General features: G+C 57.9%; 16 protein-coding genes. 4 read left to right on the forward strand and 12 right to left on the reverse strand.

What is annotated here, in order from left to right:
- Positions 1-45: 45 nt before the first annotated feature.
- Positions 46-732 carry a tRNA/rRNA methyltransferase gene (locus tag IB144_RS22305; protein ID WP_002887846.1) on the reverse strand — a complete coding sequence of 229 codons (687 nt, stop codon included), beginning with the start codon at positions 730-732 and terminating at the stop codon, positions 46-48.
- A 396-nt stretch (positions 733-1,128) separates the two neighbouring features.
- Positions 1,129-1,269, reverse strand: coding sequence for a protein YjjY (gene yjjY / locus IB144_RS22310; protein WP_004146984.1), 141 nt, complete (start codon positions 1,267-1,269; stop codon positions 1,129-1,131).
- A 95-nt stretch (positions 1,270-1,364) separates the two neighbouring features.
- On the opposite strand from yjjY, the gene arcA reads away from it, so the two are divergent.
- Positions 1,365-2,081, forward strand: coding sequence for a two-component system response regulator ArcA (gene arcA / locus IB144_RS22315; RefSeq protein ID WP_002887843.1), 717 nt, complete (start codon positions 1,365-1,367; stop codon positions 2,079-2,081).
- A gap of 62 nt (positions 2,082-2,143) precedes the next feature.
- Here the strand turns inward: arcA and creD are convergent, their stop codons facing one another.
- Genes creD through creA form a run of 4 tightly spaced genes read right to left on the reverse strand, consistent with a single transcriptional unit; the run spans position 2,144 to position 6,162 of the window.
- Positions 2,144-3,502 (reverse strand): cell envelope integrity protein CreD, encoded by a 1,359-nt coding sequence (creD, locus tag IB144_RS22320; RefSeq protein ID WP_004182878.1) that lies wholly within the window; start codon positions 3,500-3,502, stop codon positions 2,144-2,146.
- A gap of 60 nt (positions 3,503-3,562) precedes the next feature.
- Positions 3,563-4,987 carry a two-component system sensor histidine kinase CreC gene (gene creC / locus IB144_RS22325; RefSeq protein WP_040215387.1) on the reverse strand — a complete coding sequence of 475 codons (1,425 nt, stop codon included), beginning with the start codon at positions 4,985-4,987 and terminating at the stop codon, positions 3,563-3,565.
- Positions 4,987-5,676, reverse strand: a complete 690-nt coding sequence (creB, locus tag IB144_RS22330) for a two-component system response regulator CreB (RefSeq protein ID WP_002887820.1) — start codon at positions 5,674-5,676, stop codon at positions 4,987-4,989. The genes creC and creB overlap by 1 nt, the downstream gene beginning before the upstream one ends.
- Before the next feature lie 12 nt (positions 5,677-5,688).
- On the reverse strand, positions 5,689-6,162 hold the full coding sequence (gene creA / locus IB144_RS22335; RefSeq protein WP_002887814.1) for a protein CreA: 474 nt from the start codon (positions 6,160-6,162) through the stop codon (positions 5,689-5,691).
- A 209-nt stretch (positions 6,163-6,371) separates the two neighbouring features.
- On the opposite strand from creA, the gene robA reads away from it, so the two are divergent.
- Positions 6,372-7,241, forward strand: coding sequence for an MDR efflux pump AcrAB transcriptional activator RobA (gene robA, locus IB144_RS22340; protein ID WP_002887812.1), 870 nt, complete (start codon positions 6,372-6,374; stop codon positions 7,239-7,241).
- On the opposite strand, the gene gpmB is transcribed toward robA, so the two are convergent.
- Positions 7,238-7,885 carry a 2,3-diphosphoglycerate-dependent phosphoglycerate mutase GpmB gene (gpmB, locus tag IB144_RS22345; protein ID WP_002887811.1) on the reverse strand — a complete coding sequence of 216 codons (648 nt, stop codon included), beginning with the start codon at positions 7,883-7,885 and terminating at the stop codon, positions 7,238-7,240. The two genes, robA and gpmB, sit on opposite strands and share 4 nt — an antisense overlap.
- A gap of 113 nt (positions 7,886-7,998) precedes the next feature.
- On the opposite strand from gpmB, the gene yjjX reads away from it, so the two are divergent.
- Complete coding sequence (gene yjjX / locus IB144_RS22350) at positions 7,999-8,514, forward strand: inosine/xanthosine triphosphatase (protein ID WP_002887810.1); 516 nt, start codon at positions 7,999-8,001, stop codon at positions 8,512-8,514.
- Here yjjX and trpR read toward each other — a convergent pair.
- On the reverse strand, positions 8,501-8,830 hold the full coding sequence (gene trpR, locus IB144_RS22355) for a trp operon repressor (RefSeq protein ID WP_002887809.1): 330 nt from the start codon (positions 8,828-8,830) through the stop codon (positions 8,501-8,503). The genes yjjX and trpR overlap by 14 nt on opposite strands.
- 88 nt (positions 8,831-8,918) lie before the next feature.
- Positions 8,919-10,856, reverse strand: a complete 1,938-nt coding sequence (gene sltY, locus IB144_RS22360; RefSeq protein WP_004182874.1) for a murein transglycosylase — start codon at positions 10,854-10,856, stop codon at positions 8,919-8,921.
- Positions 10,857-11,084: 228 nt separating this feature from the next.
- Between sltY and ettA the strand changes: the two genes are divergently transcribed.
- Positions 11,085-12,752, forward strand: a complete 1,668-nt coding sequence (gene ettA, locus IB144_RS22365; protein ID WP_002887805.1) for an energy-dependent translational throttle protein EttA — start codon at positions 11,085-11,087, stop codon at positions 12,750-12,752.
- Between the two features lie 93 nt (positions 12,753-12,845).
- On the opposite strand, the gene nadR is transcribed toward ettA, so the two are convergent.
- The 3 genes from nadR to serB are packed head-to-tail and all read right to left on the reverse strand — an operon-like array spanning position 12,846 to position 16,463.
- Positions 12,846-14,078: a multifunctional transcriptional regulator/nicotinamide-nucleotide adenylyltransferase/ribosylnicotinamide kinase NadR gene (nadR, locus tag IB144_RS22370; protein ID WP_002887802.1), complete on the reverse strand. Its 1,233-nt coding sequence runs from the start codon at positions 14,076-14,078 to the stop codon at positions 12,846-12,848.
- A 21-nt stretch (positions 14,079-14,099) separates the two neighbouring features.
- Positions 14,100-15,482, reverse strand: coding sequence for a DNA repair protein RadA (radA, locus tag IB144_RS22375; RefSeq protein ID WP_002887800.1), 1,383 nt, complete (start codon positions 15,480-15,482; stop codon positions 14,100-14,102).
- 9 nt (positions 15,483-15,491) lie between these two features.
- Positions 15,492-16,463 carry a phosphoserine phosphatase gene (serB, locus tag IB144_RS22380; RefSeq protein WP_004177487.1) on the reverse strand — a complete coding sequence of 324 codons (972 nt, stop codon included), beginning with the start codon at positions 16,461-16,463 and terminating at the stop codon, positions 15,492-15,494.
- Positions 16,464-16,497 lie beyond the last annotated feature (34 nt).

Below are 16,497 nucleotides of genomic sequence, written 5' to 3' on the forward strand. Positions count from 1 at the left end.
CATAGAACAGCATACACATCCATAAATAAAAAATATGACAGAGTTTTATTCTGGCAGGTTTTTTTCAATATCATGCAGCAAACGATGCAACATTGCCGTGTCGCGCTGCTGCAGCAGGCCCAGCCGTTGCGACAACCAGTCGGCCAGTTTGGCATCATCCTCCACGCCCAAACGCGAAAGTAACGCCAGGGTACGAGTACGTAAGGCCTGCAGCTGATGATGGTCTGCCGCAGCGGCGGCGGGCGCCGTTTGTTGCATTAGCGATGCTAATTGATAACAGTAGACCATCACCGACTGGCCGAGATTCAGCGACGGATAATCCGCAGCCATCGGCACACCGGTCAACACATCAGCCAACGCCAGCTCCTCATTGGTCAATCCGGCGTCCTCACGACCAAATACCAGGGCAGTATGGTTCATCCACTGCGCCTTCTCCTCCAGCAACGGCAACAGCTGCTGCGGCGTGGCGTAATAGTGAAAACGCGCGCGGCTGCGGGCGGTGGTGGCGACGGTGAAATCAACGTCATGCAGCGCCTCGGCAAGGGTGGGATAGGTGGTGATACCATCGAGGATGTCGCCTGAGCCATGCGCCACCCAGCGTGCCGGCGGCGCCAGGTGGGCTTCGCTATCGACGATCCGTAGTTCGCGAAATCCCATGGTTTTCATCGCCCTGGCGGCAGCGCCGACGTTCTCGGCCCGGGCAGGACCGACTAAAATAATCGTTAAACGCATTGCGGTTTCTTTCTCTCTCTCAGGCGTTATCGAGGCGCAGCGCCCCCCATTTTACGCGGTGAAAATTTACAAATTTGCAACAAAAATCACTAAAATTGCGTTTTCTTACCCATAAAAAAATCTAAACTGTTCTCAGGAGGCCGTGACAAGGAGTATGTTAACAGAACCCATTTATCCATATGATGGGCAATGCAATTTCATCTGATGCATCGTTTCAGGCTTTGGATTCACTGTATTTATTAATTTATCCACGCAACTAGTTGAGCCGGGTAAAGATTGTGACTATAAAGAGCATGGCGATGCAATGATTTCACAAGACTGTTAACGTGCTACAATTGAACTTGATATATGTCAACGAAGCGTAGTTTTATTGGGTGTTCGGCCTCTCTTAGCCTGTTATGTTGCTGTTAAAATGGTTAGGATGTCAGCCGTTTTTGACACCGTCGGGTCCAGAGGGAAAGTACCCACGACCAAGCTAATGATGTTGTTGACGTTGATGGAAAGTGCATCAAGAACGCAATTACGTACTTTAGTCATGTTACGCCGCGCATGTTAATTTGCGACATGCAGCAGGCAGGTCAGGGACTTTGGTACTTCCTGTTTCGATTTAGTTGGCAATTTAGGTAGCAAACATGCAGACCCCGCACATTCTTATCGTTGAAGACGAGTTGGTAACACGCAACACGTTAAAAAGTATTTTCGAAGCAGAAGGTTACGATGTATTCGAAGCGACCGATGGCGCGGAAATGCATCAGATCCTGTCTGAAAATGATATCAACCTGGTGATCATGGATATCAACCTGCCGGGTAAAAATGGTCTTCTGCTGGCGCGCGAGCTGCGCGAGCAGGCTGACGTCGCGCTGATGTTCTTAACCGGCCGCGACAACGAAGTGGATAAGATCCTTGGCCTCGAAATCGGCGCTGACGACTATATCACTAAACCGTTTAACCCGCGTGAACTGACTATCCGCGCGCGCAACCTGCTCTCCCGTACCATGAACCTCGGTACCGTGAGCGAAGAGCGTCGCAGCGTGGAAAGCTACAAGTTCAACGGCTGGGAACTCGATATCAACAGCCGTTCCCTGGTTAGCCCGAACGGCGAACAGTACAAGCTGCCGCGCAGTGAATTCCGCGCGATGCTGCACTTCTGCGAAAACCCGGGCAAAATTCAGTCTCGTGCCGAGCTGCTGAAGAAAATGACCGGTCGCGAGCTGAAGCCGCATGACCGTACCGTTGACGTGACCATTCGTCGGATTCGTAAACACTTCGAATCCACTCCGGATACCCCGGAAATCATCGCTACCATTCACGGTGAAGGCTACCGTTTCTGTGGCGATCTGCAGGAATAATACGATTTATTCCGCAGCCATGATGCGAAAACGGCGCCCCAGGGGCGCCGTTTTTTATGCCGTCACTCTTTCCAGAGACGCAGCTTATCGTCATCGGCAGCCGGTGTCGGAGGCACTGTGCCTTTCGGCAGCGATAACGCATACCAGTCCACGCGACGGGTCAAAAACATCAGGACGCTCAGCGCCAGCGCCAGCACCCCGGTACCCAGCAGCAGCGCGCTATCCTCAGAATGCAACAGAAACCACATCACGCCATCCAGCAGCAGTAGCGCGGCGACAAACAGCAGGCTGTTACGCCATCCTCTGAGCACTGCCTGAAGGTAGATCCCATTCATCACCGCGCCAGACAGGCTGGCCGCCAGCCAGGCGGCGGTAAAACCAATGTGCTCTGAGAGCGCCAGCAACACCAGGTAAAACAGCACCAGCGATAAGCCCACCAGCAGATATTGCATCGGATGCAGGGGACGACGGGTCAGGCTCTCGAACACGAAAAAAGCCATAAAGGTCAGCCCGATTAACAGGATGGCATATTTTGTCGCCCGATCGGTTAGCTGGTACTGGTCGGCAAGGGACATCACATCGGCACTGAACGCCGGCAGTCGCGACCACGGGATCTCCATATCATCCTTGAAATAGCTCCCCATATCGTTGGCGAACCAGCTGCTTTGCCAGTGGGCGCGATAGCCGGCAGCACTCACTTCCCGTTGCGTTGGCAGGAAGCTGCCGAGAAAACCGGGATGCGGCCAGTTACTGGTCAGCTGCAGCTCGCTGTTACGCCCGAGCGGCACCAGTGAAAACTCTCCCGTCCCGTTCAGATCGAGTGAAAAGGCAATCTCAAGCGGCTTGTTGTCCTCCGCCAGCGCAGGCATTGGCATATGAATACCTGCGCCATCGCCGCTTATCCCCAGCCCCGGCTCCACGCTTAATACGTTACCGTTGACCTCCGGGGCATGGATGGCACCAATGCCGCGGGCATCGCCGACGCTCACCACCAGCCGCGGCTGGCCTAAGACGATATTCGTTTTTCTCAGCGCCGCCAGACGCAGCGGATCAAACGAGGCCTTAATCTGCAAGGCGTTATGCCAGACCTGGCCGCTGTAGATGCCCACCCTCCTCGACTCCACGGTCTGTTTGCCGGTGACCGCCAGCGACTCCGGCAGCCAGTAATACACCCAGCTCCGCTGATAGTTGACCTCTTTTTGGTTCTCCATGCGGGTCAGGGTCTCGGTTATCGGAATAGCGATCAGCGGTCCGGCGAGTTTTTGCGAGCCGCTGGTGCTTTGCTCAATGGCGTCCACCACTTCGCTACGATAATCCGCTCGCTCATTAATAAGCTCCCTGACCATCATTAACGGCAAAGATAGCAGCACAATACAGCCTATTAACGTGGTGATTTTCCAGAATAACGGTGATTTCAACATAGCCTTTCTCCCTATCGTGATGGCCTCACAATAGGACGGCTGTGTGGGGAGAATTTGAAGCTATGTGAAGGGACGGTGAAGTCGCAGCGTGGCGACCACGCCGCCTTCGGGCCGATTGTGCAGATTGATATCGCCGTGATGCAGGCGCGCGACTTCACGAACGAACGCCAGCCCAAGGCCGCTGCTCTTATGGCCGTCTTCGCGCGGCAGCGAATAGAATCGCTCAAAGATTCGTTCCAGGGCATAGTCCGGAATACCGCACCCGTTGTCGATAACGCTCAATTTCACCTCTTCATTTCGCTTCTCCGCAGCCAGGGCGATCTCACCGCCCTGGGGGGTAAAGTCAATCGCGTTGTCGAGCAGATTACCCAGCGCCTGGGCCAGCAGCTCGCCATCGCCATTGACCAGCATCCCACTCTCCCGCCAGCGCAGGGTGATAGCTTTCGCCGCCAGAGCGATGTTGCGCTCCTCCGTCAGCCGTTGGTATAGCGCATCTATCGACACCGGCTGCTGCTTTATCTCCAGCCGGCTTTCCAGTCGCGCCTGCTGGAGCAGCCGCTCCACCAGCAGTTGCATCCGGGTGTTTTGCGCGAGGATATTATCAGTAAACCGCGCCGCCACCTCAGGCGGCGGCCCTTCGCGCAGGATCTCCGCCGCGCCGCGGATGGCCGCCAGCGGGCTTTTCAGTTCATGGGTCAGGTCATAGACATAGTTTTCGATGGCATTCTTACCTTCGAGCTTTACCCGCATGCTCTCCAGAGCCTGGGCCAGCTTGCGCAATTCGCTGCTGCCAACCTCCGGCAGCGGCAGCGGGCGCTCAGCGGTCACCGAGTCCGCATAGCGCACCAGCTTGCCGATAGAGAAATTGATCCACCAGACGACGCCGCCGCCAATCAACAGCGCAATGCCCAGCAGGGCGCCGCCGGCCCAGAGGATCCGCCGCTCGCTGCGCTTAATGACCGGCGTCATCGCCAGGTTGGGTTTACCGACGCTCAGCACGCCGATAATCCGCCCCTTATCCATCACCGGCGCGGCGATATACATCACCGAGCTGGCTTCATCATGCGGATCGCTGCGCGTACTGCGCGCGCCGTACTGGCCGCGCAGGGTGAGCCAGACATCGTTCCAGCGCGAATAGTCCTGCCCTGTCGCCTGCCCGCTGGAGTCAAACACCACCTTGCCCCGGGCATCGGTCAGATAGACGCGGTACTCATTACGTACCTTTTTAATTCCGCCAATATTGGCGTTGAGCGGCTGCTGGTTGAGCTGGTGAAAGGCCTGCGCCAGCCTGCCCTGCTGCGGGTTTGCCGCCAGCAGATCCTCACGCGCCAGCGCCGCCAACAGGGTAGCGGTATCATTGAGGGTCCCCTCTGTCGCCCGGCGCACGCCCGGCTTCACTTCCTGGACAAAGATCGACAGCACAAACCACGCGGCGATCGCGACGATAAGAAAATAGCCCAGCAGCAGGCGCATGCCGATGCGCATCAGCCGCGCCCCAGGCTGTAGCCCATACCGCGATGGGTATTGATTGGCGCCTTTTCAGGATTCACAGCCCGCAGCTTAGCGCGCAGGGTTTTGATATGGGTATCGACGGTACGGTCGAGGCTTTCCCAGGCATCGATCCACACCAGCTCCATCAGCTGCTGACGGGAGAAGACGCGACCGGGCGCGTGAAGCAGGGTTTTCAGCAGCAGAAATTCGTAGCGCGTCAGATTCAGCGGCTGGCCGAACCAGCTGATCGCCGCCGCCTGCTCATCGAGCACAAACTCGCCGACGCGTACCACCGGCGATGGCGCGGCAAACTTCTGCAGCCGCCGCAGCACGGTTCGCACCCGCGCGCAGACTTCGCGTGGTGAAAACGGCTTGGCGATATAATCGTCAGCGCCGATTTCCAGCCCCAGCAGCTTATCGACCTCGTCGCTACGCGCCGTCAAAAACAGCACCGGCAGCGCCGGATAACGCGTCAGCAGACGCCGACAGAGCTCGAAGCCGCTGATATCCGGCAAGCCGACGTCGAGGATGGCGACATCTGGCGCCTGATGCGCCGCCGCCTCCAGCGCGGGCAAACCGCGGCCAAAGACGCTGACCTGGAAGCCCTCCTGCTGCAGCATGTAAACCAGGGTATCAGCGATACTCTGTTCATCCTCAACTAACCAAATCCGTGGCTGCTGCATGCGCGCTCCCGTTTATTTATTCCATGGCATGATCGGCACGGCGCTGATGGCGTTCTTCGGCGAGCCATCAACCACTTTATCCGAGTAGGTCAGATAGACCAGCGCATTGCGCTTCGCATCATAGAATCGCACGACCTGCAGTTTTTTAAACACCAGCGAGGTGCGCTTCTGGAACACCACGTCGCCCTGGCTTTTGCCGTTTTTGATTTTGTCCGTTAGCTCAATCGGCCCGACCTGCTGGCAGGAAATCGCCGCGTCAGAGGTATCTTCCGCCAGCCCCAGCCCGCCTTTGATGCCACCGGTTTTCGCCCGGCTGATATAGCAGGTCACGTTCTGTACATCCGGATCGTCAAAGGCTTCGACGACGATTTTGTGATCCGGCCCTAACCATTTGAAGACCGTATCCACGGAACCAATCTGCTCCGCCTGAGCCAGCTGGCTACCGGCCAGCAGGAGCAGCCCCATCGCAAACTTCTTGTATTTCATATTGTTACCATTATTAAAAAATATAGCTGAGTGATTATCACGCACTTAGCAGAAAAGGTTTATAGATCACAGCTTTACAAAATTATCGTTCAAATCCCCTGACCTACCGCATTTAAAAGCAAAAAAAACACTGAATGCTAAAACATCAAAAAATGCTATTATCCGCTACTTTAATATCAGGCACCTGTGTTTAAGGATGGGGACATTTTATGGATCAAGCAGGGATTATTCGCGATCTCCTTAGCTGGCTGGAAGGTCACCTGGATCAGCCGCTTTCTCTGGATAATGTGGCGGCGAAGGCAGGTTATTCCAAGTGGCATTTGCAGCGAATGTTTAAGGATGTCACCGGCCATGCCATCGGTGCCTATATTCGCGCGCGCCGCTTGTCGAAATCTGCTGTCGCATTACGCCTGACCGCCCGTCCAATCCTTGATATTGCGCTGCAGTACCGTTTCGACTCCCAGCAGACCTTCACCCGAGCGTTTAAGAAACAATTCTCGCTGACGCCGGCGCTCTACCGCCGCTCGCCGGACTGGAGCTCGTTCGGTATGCGCCCGCCGCTGCGTCTTGGCGAATTTACCCTGCCGAAACATGAGTTTATCACTCTGCCCCCTACTCAGCTGCTTGGCGTGACCCAGAGCTATACCTGTAAGCTCGAGGAAATCTCCGATTTTCGTAACCAGATGCGGGTCCAGTTCTGGCGAGACTTCCTCGGCAACTCACCGTCAATCCCCCCGGTGCTCTACGGGCTGCATGAGCCGCGTCCGAGCCTGGAAAAAGACGATGAGCAGGAAGTATTCTATACCACCGCGCTGACGCCGGAGATGGCTAACGGCCACCTGCAGCATGCCCATCCAGTGACCCTGGAGGGCGGCGAGTATGTCATGTTTACGTATGAAGGGCTGGGTACCGGTCTGCAGGAATTCATCCTGACCGTCTACGGCACCTGCATGCCGATGCTGAACCTGACGCGTCGCAAGGGGCTGGATATTGAACGCTTCTACCCTGAAGATGAAAGCCGGGATCAGGCCACGCCGATTCAGTTGCGCTGCGAGTATCTGATCCCGATCCGCCGTTAACGCTGCAGCTCGTCCATTGCGGGGGCGTCAAGATGCGAGACGTCGCCCGCCGTTTCCACCACCCAGCCGGAAGCCAGCCACGGGCTTTGCTGATAGTCGACGCGCGAAATAGAGCAGTTGCGCAGCCGCAGACGACGCTCAGCGTACGCCGGCAGCCCTAATATCGTGCTCACCAGGCAGCCCAGCGCGATCCCATGACTCACCAGCAGCGGCCGGCTACCGGCGGGTAATTCCAGACAGGATGCCAGCGCCGCATGCATACGCTCGCTGAGCTCCTGCATCGATTCGCCCTGCGGAATACGACCGTCCGGTGTGCCGTTGACCAGCTGGCGACGCCAGCCTTCTTCTTCTTCGCTGAGCGAGTCGATATGGCGCTTCTCCAGCACCCCCATATCCAGTTCGCGCAGGCGCGCATCGGCGATCACGCTGCAGCCGCAGGCTTCGGCGATAATTTCTGCTGTGCGGCGGGTTCGCCCCAGATCGCTGGTAATGATATGGGTGATCCCCAGCGTTCTGGCGCGCTCGCCCACCTGCCAGGCCTGGCGCTCACCATGGGCGGTCAGCGGGCTGTCGGACTGACCCTGAATACGTCGCTCGGCGTTCCACTGCGTTTCACCGTGGCGAACAAGGTATACTTGTAACATGCTTTTTTTCCGTTCTGGACTCGTTATCAACCGCTTTCGGGCATTACCGCCTGCCCTCGGGGTGATTTAGAGTATACTGCGATGACGTTAGTTTATTCTGAGTTGTTTTGATTATGCACCATGTTGTCTCAGCGACCACTAATCCCGCCAAAATTCAGGCAATTCTGCAGGCTTTTGACGAGATTTTCGGCGAAGGATCCTGCCACATTGAGTCCGTCGCCGTCGAGAGCGGCGTGCCGGAACAGCCCTTCGGCAGCGAGGAAACGCGCGCTGGCGCACGAAATCGCGTCGCCAATGCGCGCCTTGCCCAGCCAAATGCCGATTTCTGGGTAGCCATCGAAGCCGGTATCGACGATGACAGCACCTTTAGCTGGGTGGTCATCGAAAGCGCCAGCCAGCGCGGAGAAGCGCGCTCAGCCACGCTGCCGTTGCCTGACGTTATTCTTGAGCAGGTTCGCGCTGGCGAAGCCCTCGGCCCGGTCATGTCGCAGTATACCGGCATCGATCAGATCGGTCGTAAAGAGGGGGCGATTGGGGTTTTCACCGGCGGCAGATTAACCCGCAGCAGCGTTTACCACCAGGCGGTCGTGCTGGCGCTAAGCCCGTTCCATAACGCTATTTATCGCTAGCCAGCAGCGTCTGCTCCAGCCACTGGCGCAGCTCTACCGGCGCCGATTTCAGGCTGTTCGACCCGCGGGTAATGGTCGCAATTCCGGCGCCGAGCTCATTTTTCAGCTCACGCTGGCTCATCTCGCCGCGCAGCAACTCTTCGATAATGCGCACCCGGGTACCCAGGGCTTCGCGCTCGTCGGGCGTCAGCATCAGCTGCAGCAACGGCAGATGCAGATCCTCAGCATAGGCCTGCTGAAGCAGGGCAACAAAGCGCAGCCACTCCTGATGACGTTGTTCGGCAACGGCCGCGGAATAGGGAGATTGTTGGGTCATATCGCGCCACCATATTGAGACGGGCAGCTTACGCTGCCCGTCGAATGTACTCTTCAACGAGTACAAAGCATAACATACTTCCCGGCGATCAGTAACGCTGGCGCCACTCCGCATCGCTGAGGATCTTATCCTGCTGCCCCATAAAGTAGCGGTAGTAGGCGTCATAGGAGAGGACATTCTTCACGTAGCCGCGGGTTTCCGAAAACGGAATACTCTCGACAAACGCCACGGCGTCGATCCGTCCGGCGCTATTCCCCTGCCAGCTGCGTACCCGGCCCGGCCCGGCGTTATAGGCCGCTGAGGCGTAGATACGGTTATTGCCGAACTGCTGATAAACGTACTGCAGATAGCTGGTGCCGATATTGATGTTGGTTTCCGGATCCAACAGCTGCGACGGGCCGCTGTAGCCGGGAATGCTGAACATACTGACGGTATGCGTCGCGGTGCCCGGCATAATCTGCATCAGTCCGCTGGCGCCGACCGGCGAGCGCACTTTCGGGTTCCAGGCGCTCTCCTGACGGGCAATCGCCATCGCGTAGCTCTGCGGAATATCTTTGCCGCTAACATAGCGGGCAAACAGGTCGTTATAGGCCAGCGGGAAACGTTCTTCCAGCTGATCCCACAGCTTACCGGCGATCGTCGCCTGCACGCTCAGATCCCACCAGTGCTGATCGAAGGCATAGCGCGCCAGCTGCGCCTGCTGGGATTTGGTGCGACTAGTGACCAGGTTGGCCCATTCGGTGCGCGCGGTGTTATCCATATTCCAGTACATCAGCTCACGTACCCGCGCCATCTCCGGCCCGGAGGCCAGCGCCGGATCGATGGTGCCCGAGGCTTTATCGATGCGGAAGGTATACTCCTCGCCAAGACGCTGCGCGGCGACCATCGGGTAGAAGCCTCGCTGTTGCATCAACGAGCGAAGGATCGCCTGCGCCTCCTCATCCCTGCCGCGCTCCAGCAGCAGATCCGCCTGCCAGTAGCGCCATTCGTCTTTCTCTTTCGCCTCCATCGGCAGGCGCGCCAGCCAGGTGTTGAGGCCATGGCGATCGCCCGTCCCCAACGCCATCCGTACCCGCCGCTCCACCAGCGGCGTGGACTGCGAACGCATGATTGCGTCATCGCGCCAGATGGCCTGCTCTTCGGTTACATCGCTACCCATCAGGCGCCAGGCGACAATATCGCGCAGTTCCTGGGTCTGATCCTCATTGAGCTGCTGAGCCTGTACCAGCGAAGGGATCATCAGGCGGGCATTTTCCACGTCCTGGCGGGCGACGCTGGCGAAGGCGACGGCGGCCATCTGACGGGTAAAGTCCGTCGCCCCGGTGGTGCGGGCGAAGGTGAGGACGCTGTTTGGATCGTTAGCCAGGGCGACCACGGCGCTGGCGATGCTCTGGTAGTTGGCGGGCATTTGCTGGGCCAGCGATTTCACCAGCCCGATATTGCCGGCCTTCATCGCCAGGCGGATCCGTTCGAGATATGCCAGCGGATCCTGCTGACCGGAGTCGCGCCAGGCGCTGAACAGCGGTTCACAGGCGCCGGGCTGATTCTTGCCCGTCAGCCACAGCTCTTTCGCCCCGCTCCAGGCCTCCTGCGACTGCCCCACGCTCAGCTTGGCGTAGTAATAGTTGCACTGCGCCTCGGTGCTGGTCGGCTTATCCGGGCTAAACGCCAGCAAGCCGCGCCAGTCGCTGCGCCGGGCCAGTTCATTCACGAAGCGCGAACGTAATGAACGCGCAGGGGGCAGCGTCGGATTGGCGTCAATAAAGTTTTTCACCACCAGCGCCGGCTGGTTCATCAGATCGTCGGTGATCTGTCGGTACTGCAAATAGGGATACAGGGGATAGGTGCTTAACGTGGGCATCAGCTGGTCGACTACATCCATCTGCCGGTTATCCCACGCCTGCTTAATTTGTGCGTAGCGGCTGCGCTGTTCATCCAGTGAATCCGCATGCGCCAGCTGACTCAACGTCAACAAACCAACGCTGGCAGCCAAAAGATGCCACGCCATTTTTTTGGCTTTTTCCACAAGCTCTTCCTCTTTCCGGTGCATTTTCGCAGCATCGTGCCGCTTAAAAACCCCTGCCGGTTCGGCAGGCGGCTTTACTTATGCTAATCAGACAACGCTAAACGCGCCATGTCCTGGACATTTTTTTACGCTTCTGTGAATCCTGTCGCCTCGCTGGGATTAGCGCGCGAAAAAGGCTACACTTCGGCTTTGAACTATCTATCAAAATAGAAAGAGGCGAAGTCCAACGTGGCTCAATTCGTTTATACCATGCATCGTGTCGGCAAAGTGGTTCCGCCGAAACGTCATATTTTGAAAAATATCTCCCTCAGCTTTTTCCCTGGCGCGAAAATCGGTGTGCTCGGTCTGAACGGCGCCGGTAAATCTACCCTGCTGCGCATCATGGCCGGTATCGACACCGAGATCGAAGGTGAAGCGCGTCCGCAGCCCGGCATCAAAATCGGCTACCTGCCGCAGGAGCCGCAGCTCAACCCGGAGCACACCGTGCGCGAGTCCGTGGAAGAAGCGGTCGCCGAAGTGGTTAACGCGCTGAAGGGGCTGGACGAAGTCTATGCCAAATACGCCGAGCCGGATGCGGACTTCGATAAGCTTGCCGCACAGCAAGGCAAGTTCGAAGAGATTATCCAGGCGCACGACGGCCACAACCTGAACGTCCAGCTGGAGCGCGCGGCCGACGCCCTGCGCCTGCCGGACTGGGATGCGAAAATCGCTAATCTTTCCGGTGGTGAACGCCGCCGCGTCGCGCTGTGCCGTCTGCTGCTGGAAAAACCGGATATGCTGCTGCTCGACGAACCGACCAACCACCTCGACGCCGAGTCCGTCGCCTGGCTGGAACGCTTCCTGCACGACTTCGAAGGCACCGTGGTGGCGATTACCCACGACCGTTACTTCCTTGATAACGTCGCCGGCTGGATCCTCGAGCTTGACCGCGGCGAAGGTATTCCGTGGGAAGGCAACTACTCCTCCTGGCTGGAGCAGAAAGACCAGCGTCTGGCGCAGGAAGCTTCTCAGGAAGCCGCACGCCGCAAATCTATCGAGAAAGAACTCGAGTGGGTTCGCCAGGGCGCGAAAGGCCGTCAGTCTAAGGGCAAAGCCCGCCTGGCGCGCTTTGAAGAGCTTAACAACGTTGAATATCAGAAACGTAACGAGACTAACGAACTGTTCATTCCGCCAGGCCCGCGTCTGGGCGATAAAGTTCTGGAAGTCAGCCATCTGCGCAAATCTTACGGCGACCGCGTTCTGATTGACGATCTGAGCTTTTCGGTACCGAAAGGCGCTATCGTCGGCATCATCGGTCCGAACGGCGCGGGTAAATCCACCCTCTTCCGCATGATGTCCGGCCAGGAACAACCTGATTCCGGCACCATCACCCTGGGTGAAACCGTTAAGCTGGCTTCCGTCGATCAGTTCCGCGACGCGATGGACAACAGTAAGACCGTGTGGGAAGAAGTGTCTGGCGGCCTGGATATCATGAAGATCGGCAACACCGAGATGCCGAGCCGCGCCTACGTGGGCCGTTTTAACTTCAAAGGCGTCGACCAGGGTAAACGCGTTGGCGAGCTGTCCGGCGGTGAACGTGGTCGTCTGCACCTGGCGAAACTGCTGCAGGTCGGCGGTAACGTCCTGCTGCTCGATGAACCAACCAACGACCTGGATATCGAAACCCTGCGCGCGCTGGAAAACGCCCTGCTGGAGTTCCCGGGCTGCGCGATGGTTATCTCGCACGACCGCTGGTTCCTTGACCGTATTGCCACCCACATTCTGGATTACCAGGATGAAGGTAAGGTTGAGTTCTTCGAAGGTAACTTTACCGAGTACGAAGAGTACAAGAAACGCACTCTCGGCGCCGACGCGCTGGAGCCGAAGCGAATCAAGTACAAACGTATCGCGAAATAAAACGCAAAAAGGCAACGCAAGTTGCCTTTTTTAATGTTTGCTCCCTCTCCCATTGGGAGAGGGTTGGGGTGAGGGCTACAGCCCGCAGAGCCCCTACCCCTGCTCGCCCATCAGCTGTTTCACCAGCTCGACGCAGCGCAGGAACCGGGCATCGTAGTCCGACTCCTTCACATGAACGAATTCGATCTCGTTCTCTTTCAGCAGCGATACCAGCAACGACTGAAACTCTTTACGATCCACCGAGCTCCCAAGACTGCGCAGTCCATCGGCCACCCACGGGGTATTGTTCTCCAGCAGGATCACCAGGTCGAAGCGGTATTCATCAATCAGCGCCTGCACAAACGGGTGCTCACGTCCCTCGTACTTCAGACAGAAGGCCTGAGTGCTGACGAAGTCGGTATCGATGAACGCCACCTTGTTGGCATATTTCACCGCAAAATCAATATACTGCGCATGCCCAAGGGCAATTTTATCGTAATCCGAATACTGGAGCGCCATCTCATCGCCGCCGAGATGCGAAAAAACATAATCCCGGCCATATTCCCAGGCGCTGGTGGTATTGAAGATATTGGCGAGCTTATTGACCAGCGTCGATTTACCGCTCGACTCGCCGCCGAGGATCGCCACCGTCCGCACAAAGAACGGTTTCACTTCCGTCGGAATATATTCCCAGTAGCGGAACGGGTTCTCGCGGATCTGCCCGCCGCTAATATTCATAAAGGTCCGCTTAGGATCGATAAGCACCGTCTCGATCCCCAGATGCTCAAGGTACTGCGGCGCATCGGCCTCTTCCGAGGTATAGATCCGGTTCGGCTCGATCCCTTTTTCGCTCATAAAAGCGCGGATCCCATGGCTCCACACGTCCCAGCCGTGCGGATAGGGCTCCATCCCCTCTTCATTGAAGGCGTGGATGCGAATATTCTTCTGATATTTAAAGGTTTGCAGCAGCCAGCGCAGGCGGTCAGGCACCGTCGGCTGTTGCGACATGGCGCTCTCTTCAAACAGCTCGCGGTCGCGGGTATCGTCATAGCCCATAATGATATGCAGCTCATCGACCTGGCTACAGGCGCGCTGTATCAAGTAGATATGCCCGGTATGCAGCGGGTAAAACTTACCAAACACCACGCCGACGCTTTTCTGTCGGCGGGGAAACTCCAGCCCGAGGAAACGATGCAGCGCTTCAAGCTTCTGCGCGCTCGGGCTTTTGATTTTGGCATTCAGCAGCTGGCTAAGATACCCCTTGGTCATTCCGCTGGCTTCCGCCACCTGCTGCAGGGTACAGCCTTTCTGCTTAATGGCGCTTTTTAAATAGTCAAATGACGACATCGCTAATCTCCTTTTAACTTATTATAAGTCGTCAAAAACGCTTAGCGCGTCTGAAAGCTTTTTCACGCCAAAGATTTGCATGCCTTCCGGCACTTTTTTCGGCACATTGGCCGCCGGGACGATGGCGCGGCGGAAGCCGTGCTTCGCCGCTTCGGAGATACGCTCCTGACCGCTCGGTACCGGGCGAATTTCCCCGGCCAGCCCCACTTCGCCAAAGACCACCAGATCCTGCGGCAGAGGACGGTCGCGCAGGCTGGAGACCATCGCCAGCAGCAGCGCCAGATCGGCGCTGGTTTCCGTGACCTTCACCCCGCCGACCACATTGACGAAGACGTCCTGATCGGCCATCTGTAGGCCGCCGTGACGGTGCAGCACCGCCAGCAGGATCGCCAGACGGTTCTGTTCCAGCCCCACCGCAACGCGGCGCGGGTTGGACATCATTGAGTGATCGACCAGCGCCTGGATCTCCACCAGCAGCGGGCGGGTCCCTTCCCAGACCACCATCACCGAGCTACCGGAGGTGATTTCATCTCCCCGGCTGAGGAAGATAGCGGACGGGTTGCTCACTTCGCGCAGGCCCTGCTCGGTCATGGCGAAGACGCCCAGCTCGTTCACCGCGCCAAAGCGGTTTTTATGGCTGCGCAACGTACGGAAGCGGGAGTCGGCATCCCCGTCCAGCAGCACCGAGCAGTCGATACAGTGCTCCAGCACCTTCGGACCGGCCAGCGAGCCGTCTTTGGTGACGTGGCCGACCATCACAATCGCCACGCCGCGAGTTTTAGCAAAGCGCGTCAAATAGGCCGCGGTTTCCCGTACCTGGGCGACGCTGCCCGGCGACGACTGCACGTCGGCCATATGCATCACCTGGATGGAGTCGATCACCATCAGCTGCGGCTTTTCTTCATCGGCGATCTGACAGATCTGCTCAATGCTGGTTTCCGAGAGCATGTTCAGGTTGGCCGTTGGCAACCCGAGACGATGGGCGCGCATCGCCACCTGCTGCAGGGACTCCTCCCCGGTGACGTACAGGGTTTTCATCCCTTCCGCCAGTTTGCAGAGGGTTTGCAGCAGCAGCGTCGATTTGCCCGCGCCGGGGTTGCCGCCAATCAGGATCGCGCTGCCCGGTACCACGCCGCCGCCCAGCACGCGGTCAAATTCTTTAAAGCCGGTGGAGAAACGCGGCAGCGCCTCCAGGCTGATATCTGACAGCTTCTGCACCTTCGACACGCCGGCGTTACCGGCATAGCCTGAAAGACGCTCGTTTCTCGCCACCTGCGGCGACGCGGCGATGCGCATCTCGGTGATGGTGTTCCAGGCATGGCAGGCGCTGCACTGCCCCTGCCAGCGCGGATAATCCGCACCACATTCATTACAGACAAATGCGCGTTTTGGAGCTTTCGCCACGTTTACCTCTTACTTTTGGTTCATGCTGCCCGAGAGAATACAGAATACCCCCATCAGGTCAGCGTGGCGGATAGTCACTTCCGCCTGTTCATTCACTTTGGGCTTCGCGTGATAGGCGATGCCAAGCCCTGCTGCCTTAATCATCGGCAGGTCGTTGGCGCCATCGCCGATAGCCACGGTTTGCGCCGTTGGGATCTCATACTTTTCCGCCAGCTTGCGCAACGTATTGGCTTTATATTTCGCATCGACGATATCGCCGAGCACGTTGCCGGTGAGCTTGCCGTCGCGGATCTCCAGCTCATTGGCGAATACCGCGTCGAGATGCAGTTTGTCGCGCAGATACTCGGCAAAGAAGGTGAAACCGCCGGAGGCGATCGCCACTTTCCAACCCAGCGTTTCCAGCTTGAGCACCAGCTGCGCCAGGCCCGGCATCAGCGGCAGCGCGTCGCGAACCTGCAGCAAAATACTGGCATCGGCGTCTTTCAGCGTCGCCACGCGCTGGCGCAGGCTGGCGGTGAAGTCCAGCTCGCCACGCATCGCCCGCTCGGTCACTTCCGAGACCAGCTCGCCGGTGCCGGCCAGTTTCGCAATCTCATCGATGCATTCGATCTGAATCGCCGTGGAGTCCATGTCCATCACCAGCAGGCCCGGGGTGCGCAAATGGGGAATTTTACCCAATGGCGCGACGTCCAGCCCCGCCTCATGCGCCAGTCGCGTCGCACGGGGAGTCAGCGAACCGGCCAGACGGATCACCTGGTAATCCTCGACCACCCAGGAGGCAACGATCACTAACGCGGCGCCCAGCTCACGCTGCCACGCCGTCAGCCGACGTTTATCCAGACCGCGACCATACAGCAGCCAGCCGCTGCGCCCGGCGTGATAATCCAGCGGCATGACCTCGTCGCCGCTCAGGGAAAGCGGCAACCCAGGCCACAGGGAAACGTCTTCAGGCAGGTCGCACCAGGTCAAACTGTTAGGCATTACGGCTCCACATCTCTTCATTCAGGCGAGGAAA

Source organism: Klebsiella sp. K4, assembly GCF_014596785.2.
Taxonomy (GTDB): domain Bacteria; phylum Pseudomonadota; class Gammaproteobacteria; order Enterobacterales; family Enterobacteriaceae; genus Klebsiella; species Klebsiella pneumoniae.